The sequence below is a fragment of the Rhodobacter ferrooxidans genome (genome assembly GCF_000176015.1).
Taxonomy (GTDB): Bacteria; Pseudomonadota; Alphaproteobacteria; order Rhodobacterales; family Rhodobacteraceae; genus Pseudorhodobacter_B; species Pseudorhodobacter_B ferrooxidans.
Map to the genome: position 1 here is coordinate 1 of NZ_ACYY01000013.1, position 18344 is coordinate 18344.

Here is an 18344-nt window from a genome sequence, read left to right on the forward strand (position 1 = left end):
CGTTTAGAAAACATGGTCGGCCCGACGAAGGGTTGACCGGGGCGAAGTGCAGCCCGACATTCAGGTGGCGGTCAGTCTGGATGCGCGCAAACGCCCGGCGGATCATCAGTATGAGGTGATCAACAAGTTCAAGGTCACCTCGAAGAACAAGGTCAACGGCGACACGCTGTTCCTGATGGAGCTGGAATACGGCGGCATCTTCCATGTCGAAGGCGTGGCCGACGAGCAGATGCATCCCTTCCTGCTGATCGAGTGCCCGCGGCTGCTGTTCCCGTTCATCCGCCGCATCATCTCGGATGTGACGCGCGATGGCGGCTTCCCGCCGCTGAACGTCGATACCGTCGATTTCCTGGCGCTGTATCGGCAGGAACTGGCGCGGCGCGCTGCCGAGACGCAACCGGCGCAGGTTTCGTAAGCTAACGCCGTTTCAGCCAGATCGCATCGTCGCCCAGCCTGGCCACAAAGGCCGTATGGGCGGCGGCTTCTTCCTGGGTCAGGCCGGGCGGCAATGGCACCGAGCGCGGACGCGGACGCCAATCGAAGGTTTCCAGCGTGTCACCTGATTTCGTGCTTTGGTGTTGCGCCAGCACCAGATCGGGTTGCCGACCACCGATAAGCTCCAGATAGACCTCGGCCAGAATTTCACTGTCCAGCAGCGCGCCGTGCTTTTCGCGGCCAGAATTGTCCACGCCAAAGCGGCGGCACAGCGCGTCCAGCGAGGCGGGCGAGCCGGGAAATTTCTTGCGCGCCATCAGCACCGTATCCAGCGCCCGCTCGAACGGCAGCAGCGGCAGGTTGGCGGCGGCCAGTTCGGCGTTCAGGAATTTCATGTCGAAACTGGCGTTGTGGATCACCAGTGTCGCGTCACCGATGAACTCCAGAAATTCGCGGGCCACAGCGCGGAACAGCGGCTTGCCGCGCAGGAAATCGTCGCCCAGGCCATGCACGTCGAACGCCTCTTTCGGCATGGACCGCTCGGGGTTCAGATATTTGTGAAAGGTGCGGCCGGTGGGCAGGTGGTTGAACAGTTCCAGCGCGCCGATCTCGACGATGCGGTGGCCTTCGGAAGGCTCAAATCCGGTGGTTTCGGTGTCCAGAACGATCTCACGCATGATGGCCCTCGCGGATATAGTCGATCAGGGCCACCACCGATTGGCGCGCGGCCTGCTGGCCCAGAGTTTCGATGATGTGGGTGGCAAGGCCGCGTTTCTGCGCGTCGGGCATCTGTCGGGCCAGAATGGTGGCGAGTTGCGCTTCGGTCATGCCGGGGCGGGCCAGAACGCGGGCGCGTTGCAGGGCGGCGGGGGCGGTGACCAGCAGGGTCGCGTCCATCGCGGCCTCGGCGCCGGTTTCGAACAGCAGCGGGATATCCAGCAGCACGATGTCGCCTTGGGCATTGGCAAGGAAGGTCGCGCGGTCGGCGGCGACCAGCGGGTGAACGAGGGATTCGATCTGCGCCAGTGCCGTGGCATCGCGGGCGATCCAGGCTTTCAGTGCGGCGCGGTTGATGCTGTTGCCCTGCAATGCCTCGGGGCACAGCGCGGCCAGTGGCAGAACCGCGGCCCCGCCCGGCGCATAAAGCCGGTGCACCGCGGCATCGGCATCCCAGACCGGAATACCGGCATCGGCGAACATCGCCGCGGTGGTGGATTTGCCCATGCCGATGGAGCCGGTCAGGCCAAGCCGGAACGCGGTCATGACGCCAGCACGGCCTGACGGGTGGCATCGTCCACTTCGGGGCGCTTGCCGAACCAGCGTTCAAAGCCGGGGGCGGCCTGATGCAGCAACATGCCAAGACCATCGACCACGGTGCAGCCGTTCTCTTCGGCCTCGATCAGGAAGGTGGTTTGCAGCGGGGTATAGACCAGATCGGTGACGGTGGCGCGCGGGCTGAGTGCCTCCAGCGGCACCCGGAAATCGGGCTTGCCGACCATGCCCAGCGAGGTGGTGTTGACCACGGTCATCGCGCCGTCCAGCATGTTGCCGGCCTTGACCCATTCGCTGACCACCACCTTGGCGCCGAAATCCGACCGCATGGCATCGGCGCGCGGCCGGGTGCGGTTGGCCAGCCGGATCTCGGGCACGCCGACCTCGATCAGCGCCGCCACCACGGCGCGGGCGGCCCCACCGGCACCGAACACCACCGCAGGCCCGGCATGCGGGTTCCAGTTCGGCGCGTTCTGCCGCAGGTTGGCGATGAAGCCCGAGCCATCGGTATTGTCGGCATGAACCTTGCCATCCTTGCGGAAAATCAAGGTGTTGGCCGCCCCGATCAGCGCCGCGCGGTCGGAAATGATATCCGCCAGCCCCAGAATGGTTTCCTTGTGCGGGATGGTGACGTTCAGCCCGACAAAGCCCAGCCGCGGCAGCACGGCCAGCATCTCTTTCAGGTCGGCGCGGGCGATATCCAGCGGCACATAATGGCCTTTGATACCATAGCGCCGCAACCAGTAATTGTGCAGCGCGGGCGAGCGGCTGTGCGCCACCGGCGAGCCGATCACACCAGCCAGAGGAACGCGCGGAAGATCGGTCATGTGGCGATGAACCCTCTTGTGCCAAGGTAGCCCAGCAAAGGCAGCAGCGGCAGCCCCAGAACGGTAAAGTAGTCGCCTTCGACCGCGTTGAACAAGCGGATACCCTCGGCCTCCAGCAGATAGCCGCCGACCGAATGGCGGATGCTGTCCCAATTGCGGGCAAGGTAGTCGTCCAGCCAGGTATCCGAGAAATCGCGCATGGTCAGCCGCGCCTCGCCCAGATGCCGCCAGATCGGTTTGCCAGCTTCGAACATGACGATGGCAGACAGCAGGTGATGGGTCTGACCACGCAGGGTGCGCAGTTGGTTGCGGGCAATCTCGGGGGTTTCGGCTTTTCCCCAGGCTTTGCCCTGATAGGCCAGCACCTGATCGCAGCCCAGCACCAGCGCGCTTGGCAGGTTGGTGGCAACCTTGCGGGCCTTCATTTCGGCCAGGGTGTCGGCGATGTCGCGGGGGGTGGCACCTTCGGCTTCCAGCGACGCGCGGAGGGATTCCTCGTCGATCCGCGGGGTTTGCGCGGTGACGGAAAGGCCCGCCGCGCGCAAAAGTTGCAGGCGGGTGGCGGAGCCGGAGGCGAGGATCAGCGGGGTTTGCATGTGGGTCAGGCTGTGGACAGTCTGGTTTTGTTCATGGCGACGGTTTTCCCTGAAATCGGGCGTTTTCCCGGTGTTGCGGCTGCGGGGCCGGGTTGTCAAGCGTGCCGCCGGATTTGTCCACCCGTGGACAAGGATCGCGGTTGGGTGGGGGCGGATCGGTCGCGCACAGGTCTGGGGATCGGCGGGGAAAGGGGATGGGGATGTATATTTCCGGTCAACTCCCCGCAGATGATTGGAAATCTTGTTAAGCACTCGTCGTTGCCCCGACTTGCCCCACACTTGCCCACAGGTCGGCGCTTGGGGGTAACTGCGGGGGCGGTTGCGGCAATTCCGTTGCCCACAGGGCCTACATCATCATTCCTTTTATCTTTTCTTCTTATTAAGAGAAGGGGGCGCAAGAAGGAGCGGTTTGGCGATGATGGATTTTCTGGCAGAGAGCTACCTTTGGATCAAAGCTTTCCACGTGATCTCGGTTCTGGCGTGGATGGCGGGGTTGTTCTACCTGCCAAGGCTTTATGTCTATCACGTCGAACAGGTGAAGGCAGGGTCGGAGACCGATGTGCTGTTCCAGACGATGGAACGGCGACTGCTGAAGGCCATCATGAACCCGGCGATGATCTCGACCTGGGTGTTCGGCATCCTGCTGGTGGGAATTCCGGGGATCGTGGACTGGACGGCGCCCTGGTCTTGGGCAAAGACCGTGGCGGTGATCTGCATGACGCTGTTTCACATGTGGCTGGCGGCACGGCGCAAGGATTTTGTGGCGGGCACCAATACGGTCAGCGGCCGCGGCTACCGCATGATGAACGAACTGCCGACGCTTCTGATGCTGGTAATCGTGATCTCGGTCATTGTGAAATACTGACTCCGGCCAGACAGATTGACTTTTGTCAGACTGCGGCGTAAAGGGCGCGGGCGGGGCCGTCCGGTCCATGCGCTTCCCTTGCCATATTGTGCGGCGCGGCCCCTGGGGCTGCTTGCCCTGGATGATCAATTCCCATGAACCTGAACCGCCTGAACCTTGCCGAACTGAAAGCCAAGACCCCCGCCGATCTGTTGGCGATGGCCGAAGAGTGGGAGATCGAAAACGCGCCGTCGATGCGCAAGGGCGAGATGATGTTCTCGATCCTGAAGGAACATGCCGAGGAAGGCTGGGAGATCGGCGGCGATGGCGTGCTGGAAGTGTTGCAGGACGGCTTCGGCTTTCTGCGCAGCCCCTCGGCCAACTATCTGCCGGGACCGGATGACATCTACGTATCGCCCGAAATTCTGCGGCAGTTTTCCTTGCGCACCGGCGACACCATCGAAGGCGTCATGCAGGCCCCGCGCGAGAACGAGCGCTATTTCTGCCTGACCAAAGCGACGCGGATCAACTTTGACGACCCGGAAAAGGCCCGGCACAAGGTGCATTTCGACAACCTGACGCCGCTTTACCCGGATGAACGCTTCAAGATGGAAGTCGATGATCCGACGCTGAAGGACCGTTCCGGCCGGGTGATCGACCTGGTGGCGCCGATCGGCAAGGGTCAGCGCGGGTTGATCGTGGCGCCGCCGCGGACGGGTAAGACCGTGCTGCTACAGAACATCGCCCATTCGATCGCCACCAACCACCCGGATTGCTATCTGATCGTGCTGCTGATCGACGAACGGCCCGAGGAAGTGACCGACATGCAGCGGTCGGTGAAGGGTGAAGTGGTGTCCTCGACCTTTGACGAGCCGGCAACTCGGCACGTTGCTGTGGCGGAGATGGTGATCGAGAAAGCCAAGCGGTTGGTGGAACACAAGCGAGATGTTGTGATTTTGCTGGATTCGATCACAAGACTTGGACGGGCGTTCAACACGGTGGTGCCATCGTCGGGCAAGGTGCTGACCGGCGGTGTGGATGCCAATGCCCTGCAACGGCCGAAGCGGTTCTTCGGGGCGGCGCGGAATATCGAAGAGGGTGGCAGCCTGACCATCATTGCGACGGCGCTGATCGACACGGGCAGCCGGATGGACGAGGTGATTTTCGAAGAGTTCAAGGGCACCGGCAACTCCGAGATCGTGCTGGACCGCAAGGTGGCCGACAAGCGCGTGTTCCCGGCGATGGACATCCTGAAATCCGGCACCCGCAAGGAAGACCTGCTGGTCGAGAAGGCGGATCTGCAGAAGACCTACGTGCTGCGTCGGATTCTGAACCCGATGGGCACCACGGATGCGATCGAATTCCTGTTGGCAAAGATGAAGCAGACTAAATCGAATGCGGAATTCTTTGATTCGATGAACACCTGAAGTCACTCGACCTCAAGGGGTTAGCGCCTGATGGATACAATTTACGCTTTGGCAAGCGCCCGCGGAAAGGCGGGCGTGGCGGTGGTGCGTTTGTCTGGGCCGCAAGCTTTTGCGGCAGTTCAGGCGCTGGCCGGGCCATTGCCGGACCTGCGGCGCGTGGGCTTGCGGCGTTTGGTCTGGCAGGGTGTGGAGCTTGATCAGGCGCTGGTTCTGCTGTTTGGCGACGGCGCAAGCTTTACCGGCGAGGCGGTGGCGGAACTGCATTTGCATGGCAGCACGGCGGTTGTGTCAGCAGTGTTGCGCGCACTTTCCGAACAGAACGGCTTGCGGCTGGCGATGCCGGGGGAGTTTACGCGGCGGGCGCTGGAAAACGGCTGTCTGGACCTGGCGCAGATTGAAGGCTTGGCCGATCTGATTGATGCCGAGACAGAATCGCAGCGACGGCAGGCGTTGCGGGTTTTATCGGGTGCGGTGGGAAAAATTGCGCAAGGTTGGCGCCACGATCTGATCCGGGCGGCGGCACTGCTTGAAGCCACCATTGATTTCGCCGACGAAGATGTGCCGCTGGATGTGACCCCGGAAGTGTGCGTGTTGCTGGATGGTTTGTTGGCGGCATTGCGGCGCGAAATTGATGGGTCGCGTATTGCCGAGCGTATCCGGGATGGATTCGAGGTGGCGATCCTAGGGGCGCCAAATGTGGGAAAATCCACCCTTTTGAATACTTTGGCCGGGCGTGAGGCAGCGATCACCTCGGAAATTGCCGGAACCACTCGGGACGTGATCGAAGTACGGATGGACCTTGGTGGTCTGCCGGTCACGCTGCTTGATACCGCCGGTTTGCGCGAAACCTTGGACCAGGTGGAGGGGATCGGGATTCAGCGGGCGTTGGCGCGGGCCGCCGACGCGGATCTGCGCGTCTTTTTGCTGGAAGACGGGATCGACCTGCCGGGAATCGTGCCAGGGCCGGATGATATTCTGGTGGGCGGCAAGGCAGACATTCGTGGCGGCGATGGCCTGCGCGTTTCGGGGAAAACCGGCGAGGGAATAGCGGATCTCGTGGCGGAAATCACTCGGCGGTTGGTGCAACGTAGCGGTCTGGCGGGAACGATCACGCGGGAACGGCATCGGATTGCGATTGAGGGCGCGATCAGGGCTATGGAATCAGCGCGGGCTGAGGTAGGGAGTGCATTGCCGCGGGTGGAATTGGCAGCCGAAGCGTTGCATCAGGCGATTCGGGCAATGGACTCTTTGGTCGGCCGGGTGGACGTGGAAAACCTGCTGGACGAAATCTTCGCCAGCTTCTGCATCGGTAAATGAGGTTTGTTTCACGTGAAACATTTTGATGTCGTTGTCATCGGTGGCGGGCATGCAGGCTGCGAGGCGGCCGCGGCTGCGGCACGGTTGGGGGCCACGACGGCACTGGTCACGCTCAAAGCGGCCGGAATAGGCGTGATGTCGTGCAATCCGGCGATTGGTGGGCTTGGAAAGGGCCATCTGGTCCGCGAGATTGATGCGATGGACGGCCTTATGGGCCGGGTTGCTGATCACGCGGGGATTCAGTATCGGCTGCTGAACCGACGCAAGGGGCCGGCGGTTCAGGGACCAAGAGCGCAAGCGGATCGCAAGCTTTACCGGCTGGCGATGCAGCACGAACTGAGGGTGCTGCGTGGGTTGACGATCATCGAGGGCGAGGTCGTTGATCTCAAAGAACGGGCAGGCGCTGTGAGTGGTGTGGTGCTGGCCTGCGGTTCCGAGTTGACGGCAGGTTCTGTGGTGTTGACAGCGGGCACCTTTCTGAACGGCTTGATTCATATTGGTGACCAACGGCAGTCCGGGGGCCGCATTGGTGATGCGCCGTCGCTGCGGTTGGCGGAACGCCTTTCGGGGCTCGGGTTGAAAAAAGGGCGGCTGAAAACTGGCACACCGCCGCGGCTTGACGGCAATACCATCGACTGGGCGGTGCTGGAATCGCAGGCTGGAGATGATGAGCCGGTGGTATTTTCGTTCTTGCACCGCAAGCCATTTGTACGGCAGGTAGCCTGCGGAATTACCCATACCAACGAACAAACACATGATATTGTTCGAAAAAATCTAGACCGCTCGGCAATGTATGGCGGGCATATCGAAGGCGTCGGTCCGCGCTATTGCCCGTCGATCGAAGACAAGGTCGTGCGGTTCGCAGACAAGGCCAGCCATCAGGTGTTTCTGGAGCCGGAGGGGTTGGACGATACCACGGTTTACCCCAACGGTATCTCCAGCTCGTTGCCCGCGGAAGTTCAGATGGACTATGTGCGGTCGATTGTCGGGTTGGAGCGTGTGCAAATTCTGCAGCCTGGTTATGCCATCGAGTATGACTACTTTGACCCCCGCAGCCTGATGCCGACGCTGCGTTTGAAGGCGATGGCCGGGCTGTATCTGGCGGGCCAAATAAATGGCACCACCGGTTATGAAGAGGCGGCGGCACAAGGTTTGGCTGCGGGGTTGAACGCTGCGCTCGCTGCGTTTGGGCGAGACCCGCATTTGTTCAGCCGGTCACAAAGCTACATCGGCGTGATGATTGACGATCTGCTAAACCATGGCGTTACGGAACCCTATCGGATGTTCACCTCGCGCGCGGAATTCCGGCTGACGCTGCGCGCAGACAATGCCGATCAGCGCCTTACTCCAGTCGGTATGGCTTTGGGTTGCGTTGGGCAGCACAGGCAGCGCGTGTTTGCCGCCAAGATGCAGGAGTTAGCGAAAGGCACCGCGGCTCTGCAAAGCCTTCTGCTGCCGCCTAAGGCCATCGAATCGTTGGGCGTCAAGATCAGCCAGGATGGAAACCGCAGGTCTGCCCTGGAGGTTCTGGCGTTTCCAGACTCTTCGGTTGAAGGTATTGCCAGCGTCTGCCCGGAGTTTGCGGCAATTGAACAAGAGAACCGGCAGCAGATCTGGCGGGATGCGCTTTATGCGCAATATAGTCAGCGGCAGTCAGTCGCCGCCGAGGCGTTGCGCCGCGATGAAAGCGTCACGATTCCGGCTGATTTCGACTATGGTGCACTTTCCGGGCTGTCATCGGAGCTGACGAGCAAGCTGAAAGCGGTACAACCGGTAAGCTTGCTGCAGGCCAGCCGAATGGAGGGCATGACGCCCGCAGCCTTGACTTTGATACTTGCCAGGCTTCGGCGCAGTAAACGGAATCGGGTCGCCGGGTGATGGATGCAGCGTCAGAATCCCTCGCGGGACTCGTTGTTTCACGTGAAACAATACAGCGCCTCGAATTGTTTGTTGCAATTCTGCAGAAGTGGAATCCGGCAATCAATCTTGTGTCAAAGGCGTCTGCTCACGATGCGTGGATACGGCATGTGCTTGATTCAGCGCAGATATATTCGGCGGCACCGGCGAATGTTCAACATTGGGTTGACCTGGGAAGCGGCGGTGGGTTTCCGGGTTTGGTGCTTGCTTGCATCGCCGCCGAACTGCAACCACAAGCACGCTTCACTCTGATCGAGGCAGATCAGCGCAAGGCGACCTTTCTGCGTCAGGCGGCACAAGAGTTGAACCTGAAGGTGCAAGTTCTGGCCCAGCGCATCGAATCGACGCCACCGCAGGCCGCCGATGTCGTCTCGGCGCGTGCGCTGGCACCTCTGGACCAGCTTTTGAGCTATGCGGCTTGGCATCTGGCGCCGTCCGGCGTTGGGCTGTTTCCGAAGGGTACCAACTTCGCGGCTGAGGTTGTCGATGCAAGGAAGAAGTGGGATTTCGACATTGTGGTGATCCCAAGCAAGACTGAACCGGCGGCTGCGGTTCTGAAAGTTAAGGATCTGAAACATGTCTGACCCGTCACGCCCAAAGCTGCCGAGGATCATTGCTGTCGCGAACCAGAAGGGCGGCGTCGGCAAGACGACCACTGCGATCAATCTGGCGGCGGGACTGGCCGAACTGGGGGCGAAAGTCCTGCTGGTGGACCTTGATCCGCAGGGCAACGCCTCAACCGGCGTCGGCATCGACGCAGGACACCGGAGGCTGACCACCTACGACCTGATGCTGGACGATGCCCCTCTGGCTGAGGTAATTCAGCAAACGAAAATCGACCGCCTGTCGATCAGCCCGGCCAACACCGACTTGTCCTCTGCCGACATGGAGCTGGTATCGAACGAAAAGCGCAGCTTCCTTTTGCACGATGCGCTTCGCCAGACAGCGATGGACGCGCTGGGTTTCAACTTCATCGTGATCGACTGCCCCCCATCGCTCAACCTGTTGACCATAAACGCTCTTGTTGCTTGCCATTCCGTTTTGGTGCCGCTCCAGGCGGAATTTTTCGCTCTGGAAGGCCTGTCGCAACTGATGCTGACGGTCCGCGAGGTGCGACAAACGGCCAATGCTGATCTGCGGATCGAGGGGGTTCTGCTGACCATGGCAGACAGTCGGAACAACCTTTCGCAGCAGGTCGAAGCCGACGCGCGTCAGAACCTCGGTGATCTGGTTTTCAAGACCGTCATTCCCCGGAATGTACGGCTAAGTGAGGCGCCGTCCTTTGCCCTGCCAGTGTTGGCCTATGATACGGCGTCGCGGGGAAGCCTTGCCTATCGCGCGCTTTCACTGGAAATTGCGGCCCGACACGGCATTGGCGCTGCCAAAACGGAGGTTTCAGCCTGATGGAAAAGAAATCCGAACGCCGTGGTCTGGGGCGTGGCCTTTCGGCGCTTATGGCCGACATCAACATCACCGCAGAGGCGCGGAATGTGAATGAACCGGGCGCTCAGGGACGAACAGGAAATATACTTGTTCCGGTAGAGAAGCTGATTCCCAACCCAAACCAACCGCGGCGCACCTTTTCACCCGAGGCGTTGAGCGATCTTTCCGAGTCGATTCGTCAAAAAGGCGTGCTGCAACCGCTGATCGTGCGGCCAATACCCGGATCGGATGGCTACGAAATCGTCGCCGGCGAGCGGCGCTGGCGTGCGGCGCAATTGGCGCAACTGCACGAACTGCCCGTCATCATTCGCGATTTCGACGATGTCGAGGTTCTGGAAGTTGCTATCATCGAAAACATCCAGCGCGCTGACCTGAACGCGATCGAGGAGGCCGTCGGGTTCCGGCAGTTGATGGATGGCTTTGGGCACACCCAGGAAAAACTGGCTCAGGCACTGTCGAAAAGCCGAAGCCATATCGCCAACCTGTTGCGTTTGTTGAATCTTCCCGATGATGTGCAGGCTTTGGTGCGGGATGGCGCGCTTTCGGCAGGGCATGCGCGGGCACTTGTGACGACGCCAAACGCGTCAGAGCTTGCGCGACAGGTCGTTGCGCGCGGCCTTTCCGTTCGCGAGACTGAGCGGCTGGCAAAGGCACCTGCTGCGACAAAGCCCGCAGGACACCGGCCGAAGCGCTTCGAAAAGGATGCCGATACCCGTGCGCTCGAGGCCGACCTGGCCGCCAATCTGGGGATGTCGGTCAGGATCGACCACGAGCCGGGCGGCGAGGCGGGCACTTTGACCGTGCGCTATAACACGCTCGACGATCTGGATGCGCTGTGTCGGGTGCTTTCGGTGATGCCGCGGGATGGGTCGATCTGAATTGTCGTGTCAAGCGGCTGACAACTCGGCAATCAGAGTGTTCAGCACCATCCGTCCCGCGTCTGTGGCGCGGATTTGATTGGTCGCCACGGAAATCATGCCGATTTCCACCAAGTCCGCCAGCTTCTGGGGTGAAATCCGATCTCCGGCAAAGCTGGAATACCGCGGCAACGACATGCCCTCACGTAGCCGCAGTGACATCATCAGGTATTCTGCAGCACGATCTGCCGGGCGCAAGATTTCCCGCAGTGCTTCACCATTTCCCTCGGATTCAACCTTGGAAAGCCATGCACCGGGTGCGCGCAAGCCTTCGGTCGCCCATCGGTCATCATTCTGACTAAGGCGGCCATGAGCGCCGGGCCCGATGCCGACATAGTCACCTGCGCGCCAATAAATCAGGTTGTGTCGCGATTCCGAGCCGGTTTTGGCGTGGTTAGAGACCTCGTAAGCATCCATTCCCGCTGCACCGCAGATTTCCTGCGTGGCAGCGTAAAAATCTGCTGATAACTCTTCACCAGGCAACCCGCGCAATTTCCCATGCGCCAGCCGATCGCCAAAAGCCGTGCCATCCTCCACCGTCAGTTGGTAAAGCGAAATGTGGTCTGCCGCCATCGTCAGCGCGTCGCTGAGTTCCTTTTGCCAGTTTTTCAAAGTCTGGTTCTGGCGCGCATAAATCAGGTCAAAGCTCACACGATCAAAGGTAGTCCGCGCCACATCAAAAGCCGCGCGGGCTTCCGCCACGCTGTGGGCGCGGCCAAGAGCGCGCAAATCACCATCAGCAAGTGCTTGAATTCCCATTGAAACCCGGTTGACACCCGCATCGCGGTAGCCGCGAAATCGACCGGCCTCTACCGAACCCGGGTTAGCCTCCAGGGTGATTTCGCAATCATTCGCCAGTGTCCAGGTTGCCCGAACCCGAGCCAGAATTGCCGACACGAGCTCCGGCCGCATCAGGGACGGCGTGCCCCCGCCAAAGTAAACGGAATTCAGCAACCGCCCCTGGGTCTCGGCGCCGACGCGACTGATCTCGGACAAATAGGCGCGCTGCCAACGGTCTTGGTCGATCCGCGTCGAGACATGGCTGTTAAAATCGCAGTAAGGACATTTCGACTGGCAGAACGGCCAATGCAGGTAAAGCCCAAAGCCACCGTTGCGCCAGTCTTCCATGGTCAGCCCTTGAAAGCCGTAACTTCGATCTCGATCAGCATTTCGGGCCGTATCAGACCCGCAATCACCATGGTCGCGGCTGGGCGAATCTCGCCAAGGGCGCGGCCAAGTTCAGGGATCAGCGATTCGACAAAGGCTGCGTCCACCACGGTGTATTGCACCCGCACAATGTCGGCCATGGTAAAGCCTGCCTGCTGTAACACCTTGTCGATGGTGCCGAAACAGGCGCGGGCCTGCGCTGCGACGCCCTCGGCCATCGTCATCGTGGCATAGTCATAGCCAGTGACGCCGGAAACGAAGCACCAACCACCCTTCACAACCGCTCGGCTGTAGCCCATCGTCGCCTCGAACGGTGACCCGGAGGAGATTTGTTTCACGTGAAACACCCCGCAACCAGCTTGCGGAAGGCATCGGCGCGGTGGCTGATCTGGTTCTTCTGCCAGCGATCCATCTCGCCAAAGGTCAGATCGAAGCCATCCGGCTGAAAGATCGGATCATAGCCGTGGCCCTGATCGCCGCGCATCGGCCAGACCACCTGCCCGGGCATTACGCCTTCAAACACCTCGTCATGCCCATCCGGCCAGGCAAGAACCAGCGTGCAGCGAAACTGCGCCCGCCGTGGAAACGGGGCATTGACCGCCTCCAGCCTGTCCCAGGTCTTCGCCATCGCCATGCCGAAATCACGCCCGGTCGGGGTTTCAGCCCAATCGGCGGTGTAAACTCCCGGCGCACCATCCAGCGCGTCGATGGAAATTCCCGAGTCATCCGCCAGCGCCGGCAACCCCGTGGCCTGGGTCGCAAAATGCGCCTTGATGCGGGCGTTCCCTACGAAAGTGCTTTCAGTTTCAATGGGTTCCGCCAACCCCATCTCGCCCGCCGAGGTTACATCAATCCCGAACGGCTCCAGAAGCTTGGCGATTTCTTCCAGCTTGCCGCGGTTATGCGTCGCCACCAACAGCCGGTCGCCGGAAAATTTGCGCATCTCAGCCCAGCGCCGCCTTTTGTGCCGCCACCAGATCGGCAGCCCCTGCTTCGGCCAGATCCAGCAGCTCGCCCATCTCGGCGCGCGAGAATGTGGCGCCCTCCGCCGACATCTGCACCTCTATCAGCCGTCCGCGACCAGTAAGGATGAAGTTTCCATCGGTGCCCGCCGCCGAATCCTCGGCATAGTCCAGGTCCAGCACCGGTTGCCCGGCATAGATGCCGCAAGACACCGCGGCCACATGGTCGATCATCGGGTCAGACACGATCACCCCGGCTTTCAGCAATTTGTTCATCGCCAGCCGCAGCGCCACCCAACCACCGGTGATCGAGGCACAGCGGGTGCCGCCATCGGCCTGCAAAACGTCGCAATCGATCACGATCTGCCGTTCGCCCAGTGCCGAACGATCCACCCCAGCACGCAACGCTCGGCCGATAAGCCGTTGAATTTCCTGCGTCCGGCCGGTCTGCTTGCCCGCCGCTGCCTCGCGCCGGTTGCGGCTGTTGGTGGCGCGCGGCAGCATGCCGTATTCCGCCGTCACCCAGCCCAGCCCGGTATTCTTCAGAAACGGCGGCGCCTTGTCCTCGATGGTGGCCGAGCACAGAACATGGGTTTCCCCCATCTTGATCAGGCAAGAGCCTTCGGCGTGCTTCATCACCCCGGTTTCGATCACGATCGGGCGCATTTCACCAAGTTTACGGCCAGAGGGGCGCATGTTGTCATCCTTTGTAAGGTTGACGCCAGATACTCGCCCCCGCCCGCCCGATGCAAGCCTCATTGACGTTTCGCCCCGCAGTCCCTTAATGTCTGCTGCCCCCTAGGTCAGGTGAAAATGTCAGACGGCGCCCGGATTCTTTCGGAAATGAACGACCGCTCGCGCGAAGTGTTTCGCCGCGTTGTCGAAGGCTATCTGGCTTCGGGCGACCCGGTCGGCTCGCGCACGCTGACCCGCAGCCTGACCGAAAAGATCAGCGCCGCCACCATTCGCAACGTCATGCAGGACCTGGAGTATCTGGGCCTGCTGGACAGCCCGCATATCTCGGCGGGGCGGATTCCGACGCAGCTTGGCCTGCGGATGTTCGTCGATGGCTTGCTGGAGGTCGGCACCGTTGCCGCCGAAGACCGCGAAAAGATCGAAGCGACCATGGGCAGCAATGAAAGCGACGTGCCGACGCTGCTGGACCGGATCGGCGCCACTCTGTCGGGCATCACCCACGGTGCCAGTCTGGTGCTGACCCCCAAGCACGAGGCGCCGATCAAGCATATCGAGTTCGTCAGCCTCGGCCCCGACCGCGCGCTGGTTGTGCTGGTGTTTGCCGATGGTCATGTGGAAAACCGGGTGTTCACGCCGCCGCCAGGGCAAACGCCGTCGTCGATGCGCGAGGCGGCGAATTTCCTGAACGCGCTGGCCGAGGGCAAAACCCTGACCGATCTTCGCAAGACCGTGGTGCATGACATGGCCCGCCGGCGGCAGGAGATTGATTCGCTGGCCCGGGCGCTCGTGGAAAGCGGGTTGGCGGTGTGGGAGAATGCGGGCGAGCAAAGCGAACGGCTGATCGTGCGTGGCCGGGCCAATCTGCTGGAAGGCGGCGCCGAGGCGCAGGATTTCGACCGGATTCGCAGCCTGTTTGATGATCTGGAGCGCACCCGTGACATTGCCGAGTTCCTGGAACTGGCGGAAACCGGCGAAGGTGTGCGCATTTTTATTGGCTCGGAGAACAAGCTTTTCTCACTTTCGGGTTCCTCTCTGGTGGTCTCTCCCTATATGAACGCTGATCGAAAGATCATCGGCGCTGTCGGCGTGATCGGACCGACCCGGCTGAACTACGGCCGCATCGTGCCGATCGTCGATTACACGGCGCAGTTGGTGGGCCGCATGATCTCCGAACGCGGCAAGGGGTGAAGATGGACGACACAAGGAAAGACGACATGGCGGACGACCAGGCGGTTGCGGAAGACCTCGAGCCCGAGGAGATCGAGGATTACATCGGCGCTGACGAGCTGGATGCGTTGCGCGCCGAACGCGACGAGCTGCGCGACCGGTTCATGCGTGCCCTGGCCGATGCCGAAAACGCCCGCAAGCGCGGTGAACGCGACCGGCGCGAGGCCGAGCAGTATGGCGGCACCCGTCTGGCCCGCGACATGCTGCCGGTCTACGACAACTTGCGCCGCGCGCTGGATGTGATCAGCGAAGAGCAGCGCGAAGGCTCGGCGGCGCTGGTCGAAGGGATCGAGCTGACCCTGCGGGAAATGCAGAACGTGCTGACCAAGCATGGCGTGACGGTGATTGCACCGGCGATTGGCGATGTGTTCGATCCGCAGCGGCACCAGGCGATGTTCGAGGCGCCGGTGGCGGGCACCAAGGCAGGCCAGATCATTCAGGTGATGACCGAAGGCTTCCTGTTGCACGACCGACTGCTGCGCCCGGCGCAGGTCGGGGTTTCGTCGAACACCAGCGGCGAATAGTTGACGCGCCGGGGGGTTTCACACCCCCCGGACCCCCCGTGGGATATTTTCGCAGAGAAGATGTCTTAATCTTTTCCGAGTTCCTTCAACTCATAGAGCAGGGCAAGCGCCTGAATCGGCGTGAGCTCATCGGGGTGGACGGATTTAAGCCGATCTTCGATTGCGGTGGATTTCGGAGCGAGTTTCGGTGCCTGTGCCGGGACAGCGCGAAACAGCGGCAGGTCATCGATCAGACTTTTCTGCCTGGTGCCGCCTTCGCGTTCGCCGGCCTCCAGCGCCTCCAGCACCACCTTGGCGCGCTCGATCACCGCAGACGGCAGGCCGGCAAGGCGGGCGACCTGCACGCCATAGGAGCGGTCAGCCGCGCCTTTCTTGACTTCGTGAAGGAAGATCACGTCGCCTTCCCATTCCTTCACGGTCACCGTGGCGTTCTCCACCCCCGCCAGCTTGCCGGAAAGCGCAGTCATTTCATGGTAGTGCGTGGCGAACAGCGCGCGGCAGCGGTTCACGTCGTGCAGATGTTCAAGCGTTGCCCAGGCAATGGACAGCCCGTCATAAGTGGCGGTGCCGCGACCGATTTCATCGAGGATCACCAGCGCCCGGTCATCGGCCTGATTGAGGATCGCTGCGGTTTCGACCATTTCCACCATGAAGGTAGACCGCCCGCGCGCAAGGTCATCCGAGGCGCCAACCCGGCTGAACAACTGGCTGACCAGCCCGATATGGGCGCTGGCGGCAGGCACATAGCTTCCGGCCTGCGCCAGCAGCGCGATCAGCGCGTTCTGCCGCAGGAAGGTGGATTTGCCGGCCATGTTAGGGCCGGTCAACAGCCAGATCGCCGGGGTCGATTCCGCCGTCAGGGCGCAATCATTGGCAACAAAGGTCGTTCCTTGCCGTCGCAAGGCGCGCTCGACCACCGGGTGCCGACCGGCGGTGATCTGGAAGGCGTGCGAGGCATCGACCCTCGGTTCACACCAGTTTTCGGCGGCGGCAAGGTCGGCCAGAGCCGTGGCAAGGTCAATCTCGGCCAGCGCGCGGGCGGCGGCGAAGATCGGCGCGGATTGGGCGAGAATGGCAGCCAAAAGGCCCGCATAGTGCCGCTTTTCAATCTCCAGCGCGTGGTTGGCGGCGTTCAGGATGCGGGTTTCCAGATCGGACAGCGGCAGGGTGGTGAAGCGCACCTGACCGGCGGTGGTTTGCCGGTGGATGAAGGTTTCCGACAGCGGCGGCGCCAACATGCGTTCGGCATGGGTCGTGGTGGTTTCGATGAAATAGCCCAGCACGTTGTTGTGCTTGATCTTCAGGCTGTTGATGCCGGTTTGCGCGATGTAGTCGGCCTGCAACCGGGCAATAACGCCGCGCCCCTCGTCGCGCAACTGCCGGGTTTCGTCGAGTTCGGCGTCAAATTCGCTGGCGATGAAACCACCATCACGGGCCAATAACGGCGGTTCGGCGACCAAGGCGCGGTCCAAGAGGTCAATCAGCGCATCATGGCCGGTCAGGGCCAATGCTGCCTCGGCCAGCAGCGGCGGCGCGTCAGGCAACATCCGCCGGGCGATGGCGCGGGCCTGGGTCAGACCGGCGCGGATGGCGGTCAGGTCGCGTGGGCCGCCACGGTCCAGCGCCAGCCGGGAAAGCGCGCGGTCTATGTCGGGAACCCGGCGCAGATGATCGCGCAGATCTTCGCGAAAGCGGCTCTGTTCCAGCAGAAACCGCAAGGCGGCCAGTCGTTCGTCGATCACAGCAAGGTCGCAAGATGGGCTGGAAAGCCGCCGCTCCAGCAGCCGCGCCCCCGCCGAAGTGGCGGTGCGATCTACCGCCGCCAGCAGGGAGCCTTCGCGGCCACCCGACAGCGCCGCAGTAATCTCCAGGTTGCGGCGAGTGGCGGCGTCAATCTGCATGGCGCCGCCTGCGGCCTCGCGTTGCGGCGGGCGCAGCAGGGGCAGTTTGCCGCGCTGGGTCAGGTTCAGGTAATCGACCAGCCCGCCCATCGCCGACAGTTCGGCGCGGTCGAAACTGCCGAAACCCTGCAATGTGCCGACCCCGAACAGCGTGCAAAGCCGTTGTTCCGCAGCAGTGCTGTCGAAACTGGCGCGGGCCAGCGGCGTCAGCGCGGCGCCGGAATCCGTCACCAACACGGCCAATTCGGCCTCTTTTCCTTCCTGCACCAGCAGCTCGCTGGGCGCCAGCCGCGCCAATTCTGGCAGCAGTCGCACCAAAGGGCAGGGCATCACATGAAACGCACCCGTGGAAATATCGGCCCAGGCCAGCGCCGACTCGCCGCGCACCTCTGCCCAGGCGGCAAGGTAGTTGTGGCGGCGCGCCTCCAGCAGGCTGTCTTCGGTCAGGGTGCCGGGGGTGACCAGCCGCACCACCTCGCGCCGCACCACGGATTTGTAACCGCGCTTCTTGGCTTCGGCCGGGTCTTCCATCTGTTCGGCAATCGCCACGCGAAAGCCCTTGCGGATCAGCGTCAGCAGATAGCCTTCCGCCGCATGCACCGGCACGCCGCACATCGAGATATCCTGCCCCAGATGCTTGCCGCGTTTGGTCAGCGCGATATCCAGCGCCTCGGCGGCAGCCACGGCATCGTCGAAGAACATCTCGAAGAAATCGCCCATGCGGTAGAACAGGATCGCATCCGGGTGCTGCGCCTTGATCGCAAGATACTGCGCCATCATCGGCGTGACGGGATCATCGGTCAAAGGCGGCCCTCCTGTTGGCCCGACCCTACAAAACCGCACCATCCGGGAAAAGCGGCAAGTGCAAGCCT

The 18344-nt window shown here is 61.9% G+C and carries 18 protein-coding genes and 1 pseudogene; 10 read left to right on the forward strand and 9 right to left on the reverse strand.

Annotated elements, in window-relative coordinates; all coding sequences use genetic code 11:
• Positions 1 to 19: 19 nt before the first annotated feature.
• Positions 20 to 415, forward strand: a pseudogene (gene secB, locus RSW2DRAFT_RS10415) (protein-export chaperone SecB); the annotation flags it as partial.
• A gap of 1 nt (position 416) precedes the next feature.
• Here the strand turns inward: secB and dnaQ are convergent.
• Genes dnaQ through RSW2DRAFT_RS10435 form a run of 4 tightly spaced genes read right to left on the reverse strand, consistent with a single transcriptional unit; the run spans position 417 to position 3130 of the window.
• Positions 417 to 1112, reverse strand: a complete 696-nt coding sequence (gene dnaQ, locus RSW2DRAFT_RS10420) for a DNA polymerase III subunit epsilon (protein WP_008030743.1) — start codon at positions 1110 to 1112, stop codon at positions 417 to 419.
• Positions 1105 to 1698 (reverse strand): dephospho-CoA kinase, encoded by a 594-nt coding sequence (gene coaE / locus RSW2DRAFT_RS10425; protein ID WP_008030744.1) that lies wholly within the window; start codon positions 1696 to 1698, stop codon positions 1105 to 1107. The genes dnaQ and coaE overlap by 8 nt, the downstream gene beginning before the upstream one ends.
• Positions 1695 to 2534 carry a shikimate dehydrogenase gene (locus RSW2DRAFT_RS10430; protein ID WP_008030746.1) on the reverse strand — a complete coding sequence of 280 codons (840 nt, stop codon included), beginning with the start codon at positions 2532 to 2534 and terminating at the stop codon, positions 1695 to 1697. Before RSW2DRAFT_RS10430 ends, coaE begins: the two co-directional genes overlap by 4 nt.
• A complete protein-coding gene (locus RSW2DRAFT_RS10435) occupies positions 2531 to 3130 on the reverse strand; it encodes a Maf family protein (RefSeq protein ID WP_008030747.1) in 600 nt (199 codons plus the stop codon). The genes RSW2DRAFT_RS10430 and RSW2DRAFT_RS10435 overlap by 4 nt, the downstream gene beginning before the upstream one ends.
• Positions 3131 to 3545: 415 nt before the next feature.
• Here RSW2DRAFT_RS10435 and hemJ point away from each other — a divergent pair, with 415 nt between their 5' ends.
• From hemJ to RSW2DRAFT_RS10470, 7 genes are all read left to right on the forward strand, one after another.
• Positions 3546 to 3995 (forward strand): protoporphyrinogen oxidase HemJ, encoded by a 450-nt coding sequence (gene hemJ, locus RSW2DRAFT_RS10440; RefSeq protein ID WP_008030748.1) that lies wholly within the window; start codon positions 3546 to 3548, stop codon positions 3993 to 3995.
• A gap of 134 nt (positions 3996 to 4129) precedes the next feature.
• The gene (gene rho, locus RSW2DRAFT_RS10445; protein ID WP_008030749.1) at positions 4130 to 5401 is read left to right on the forward strand and encodes a transcription termination factor Rho; all 1272 of its coding nucleotides are present in this window, start codon (positions 4130 to 4132) and stop codon (positions 5399 to 5401) included.
• A gap of 30 nt (positions 5402 to 5431) precedes the next feature.
• Positions 5432 to 6718 (forward strand): tRNA uridine-5-carboxymethylaminomethyl(34) synthesis GTPase MnmE, encoded by a 1287-nt coding sequence (gene mnmE / locus RSW2DRAFT_RS10450; RefSeq protein ID WP_008030750.1) that lies wholly within the window; start codon positions 5432 to 5434, stop codon positions 6716 to 6718.
• Between the two features lie 12 nt (positions 6719 to 6730).
• Complete coding sequence (mnmG, locus tag RSW2DRAFT_RS10455; protein WP_008030751.1) at positions 6731 to 8596, forward strand: tRNA uridine-5-carboxymethylaminomethyl(34) synthesis enzyme MnmG; 1866 nt, start codon at positions 6731 to 6733, stop codon at positions 8594 to 8596.
• Positions 8596 to 9219 (forward strand): 16S rRNA (guanine(527)-N(7))-methyltransferase RsmG, encoded by a 624-nt coding sequence (rsmG, locus tag RSW2DRAFT_RS10460; protein ID WP_040672027.1) that lies wholly within the window; start codon positions 8596 to 8598, stop codon positions 9217 to 9219. Before mnmG ends, rsmG begins: the two co-directional genes overlap by 1 nt.
• Entirely contained in the window at positions 9212 to 10039 is an 828-nt protein-coding gene (locus RSW2DRAFT_RS10465) for a ParA family protein (RefSeq protein WP_008030753.1), read from the forward strand. Before rsmG ends, RSW2DRAFT_RS10465 begins: the two co-directional genes overlap by 8 nt.
• Positions 10039 to 10956, forward strand: coding sequence for a ParB/RepB/Spo0J family partition protein (locus RSW2DRAFT_RS10470; protein WP_008030754.1), 918 nt, complete (start codon positions 10039 to 10041; stop codon positions 10954 to 10956). The genes RSW2DRAFT_RS10465 and RSW2DRAFT_RS10470 overlap by 1 nt, the downstream gene beginning before the upstream one ends.
• A 9-nt stretch (positions 10957 to 10965) precedes the next feature.
• On the opposite strand, the gene hemW is transcribed toward RSW2DRAFT_RS10470, so the two are convergent.
• Genes hemW through rph form a run of 4 tightly spaced genes read right to left on the reverse strand, consistent with a single transcriptional unit; the run spans position 10966 to position 13820 of the window.
• The gene (hemW, locus tag RSW2DRAFT_RS10475) at positions 10966 to 12123 is read right to left on the reverse strand and encodes a radical SAM family heme chaperone HemW (protein ID WP_008030755.1); all 1158 of its coding nucleotides are present in this window, start codon (positions 12121 to 12123) and stop codon (positions 10966 to 10968) included.
• Positions 12124 to 12125: 2 nt separating this feature from the next.
• Positions 12126 to 12500 carry a RidA family protein gene (locus tag RSW2DRAFT_RS10480; protein WP_040672030.1) on the reverse strand — a complete coding sequence of 125 codons (375 nt, stop codon included), beginning with the start codon at positions 12498 to 12500 and terminating at the stop codon, positions 12126 to 12128.
• Positions 12497 to 13105: an RdgB/HAM1 family non-canonical purine NTP pyrophosphatase gene (gene rdgB / locus RSW2DRAFT_RS10485; protein WP_008030757.1), complete on the reverse strand. Its 609-nt coding sequence runs from the start codon at positions 13103 to 13105 to the stop codon at positions 12497 to 12499. The genes RSW2DRAFT_RS10480 and rdgB overlap by 4 nt, the downstream gene beginning before the upstream one ends.
• Position 13106: 1 nt before the next feature.
• Positions 13107 to 13820: a ribonuclease PH gene (gene rph / locus RSW2DRAFT_RS10490; protein WP_008030758.1), complete on the reverse strand. Its 714-nt coding sequence runs from the start codon at positions 13818 to 13820 to the stop codon at positions 13107 to 13109.
• Positions 13821 to 13937: 117 nt separating this feature from the next.
• Between rph and hrcA the strand changes: the two genes are divergently transcribed.
• Both hrcA and RSW2DRAFT_RS10500 read left to right on the forward strand, forming a co-directional pair.
• On the forward strand, positions 13938 to 15008 hold the full coding sequence (hrcA, locus tag RSW2DRAFT_RS10495; protein ID WP_008030759.1) for a heat-inducible transcriptional repressor HrcA: 1071 nt from the start codon (positions 13938 to 13940) through the stop codon (positions 15006 to 15008).
• Between the two features lie 2 nt (positions 15009 to 15010).
• Positions 15011 to 15571 (forward strand): nucleotide exchange factor GrpE, encoded by a 561-nt coding sequence (locus RSW2DRAFT_RS10500; RefSeq protein ID WP_008030760.1) that lies wholly within the window; start codon positions 15011 to 15013, stop codon positions 15569 to 15571.
• 65 nt (positions 15572 to 15636) lie between these two features.
• Here RSW2DRAFT_RS10500 and mutS read toward each other — a convergent pair whose 3' ends face one another.
• Positions 15637 to 18276 (reverse strand): DNA mismatch repair protein MutS, encoded by a 2640-nt coding sequence (mutS, locus tag RSW2DRAFT_RS10505; RefSeq protein WP_008030761.1) that lies wholly within the window; start codon positions 18274 to 18276, stop codon positions 15637 to 15639.
• Positions 18277 to 18344 lie beyond the last annotated feature (68 nt).

Bases quoted from the DNA above. Each gene is read 5' to 3' on its own strand.
- RSW2DRAFT_RS10470 (WP_008030754.1), top strand. From the start codon at position 10,039: ATGGAAAAGAAATCCGAACGCCGTGGTCTGGGGCGTGGCCTTTCGGCG.
- RSW2DRAFT_RS10500 (WP_008030760.1), top strand. From the start codon at position 15,011: ATGGACGACACAAGGAAAGACGACATGGCGGACGACCAGGCGGTTGCG.
- rph (WP_008030758.1), bottom strand. From the start codon at position 13,820: ATGCGCCCCTCTGGCCGTAAACTTGGTGAAATGCGCCCGATCGTGATC.
- rho (WP_008030749.1), top strand. From the start codon at position 4,130: ATGAACCTGAACCGCCTGAACCTTGCCGAACTGAAAGCCAAGACCCCC.
- dnaQ (WP_008030743.1), bottom strand. From the start codon at position 1,112: ATGCGTGAGATCGTTCTGGACACCGAAACCACCGGATTTGAGCCTTCC.
- RSW2DRAFT_RS10435 (WP_008030747.1), bottom strand. From the start codon at position 3,130: ATGCAAACCCCGCTGATCCTCGCCTCCGGCTCCGCCACCCGCCTGCAA.
- coaE (WP_008030744.1), bottom strand. From the start codon at position 1,698: ATGACCGCGTTCCGGCTTGGCCTGACCGGCTCCATCGGCATGGGCAAA.
- rdgB (WP_008030757.1), bottom strand. From the start codon at position 13,105: ATGCGCAAATTTTCCGGCGACCGGCTGTTGGTGGCGACGCATAACCGC.
- RSW2DRAFT_RS10430 (WP_008030746.1), bottom strand. From the start codon at position 2,534: ATGACCGATCTTCCGCGCGTTCCTCTGGCTGGTGTGATCGGCTCGCCG.
- hemW (WP_008030755.1), bottom strand. From the start codon at position 12,123: ATGGAAGACTGGCGCAACGGTGGCTTTGGGCTTTACCTGCATTGGCCG.
- mnmE (WP_008030750.1), top strand. From the start codon at position 5,432: ATGGATACAATTTACGCTTTGGCAAGCGCCCGCGGAAAGGCGGGCGTG.
- RSW2DRAFT_RS10465 (WP_008030753.1), top strand. From the start codon at position 9,212: ATGTCTGACCCGTCACGCCCAAAGCTGCCGAGGATCATTGCTGTCGCG.
- hemJ (WP_008030748.1), top strand. From the start codon at position 3,546: ATGATGGATTTTCTGGCAGAGAGCTACCTTTGGATCAAAGCTTTCCAC.
- rsmG (WP_040672027.1), top strand. From the start codon at position 8,596: ATGGATGCAGCGTCAGAATCCCTCGCGGGACTCGTTGTTTCACGTGAA.
- hrcA (WP_008030759.1), top strand. From the start codon at position 13,938: ATGTCAGACGGCGCCCGGATTCTTTCGGAAATGAACGACCGCTCGCGC.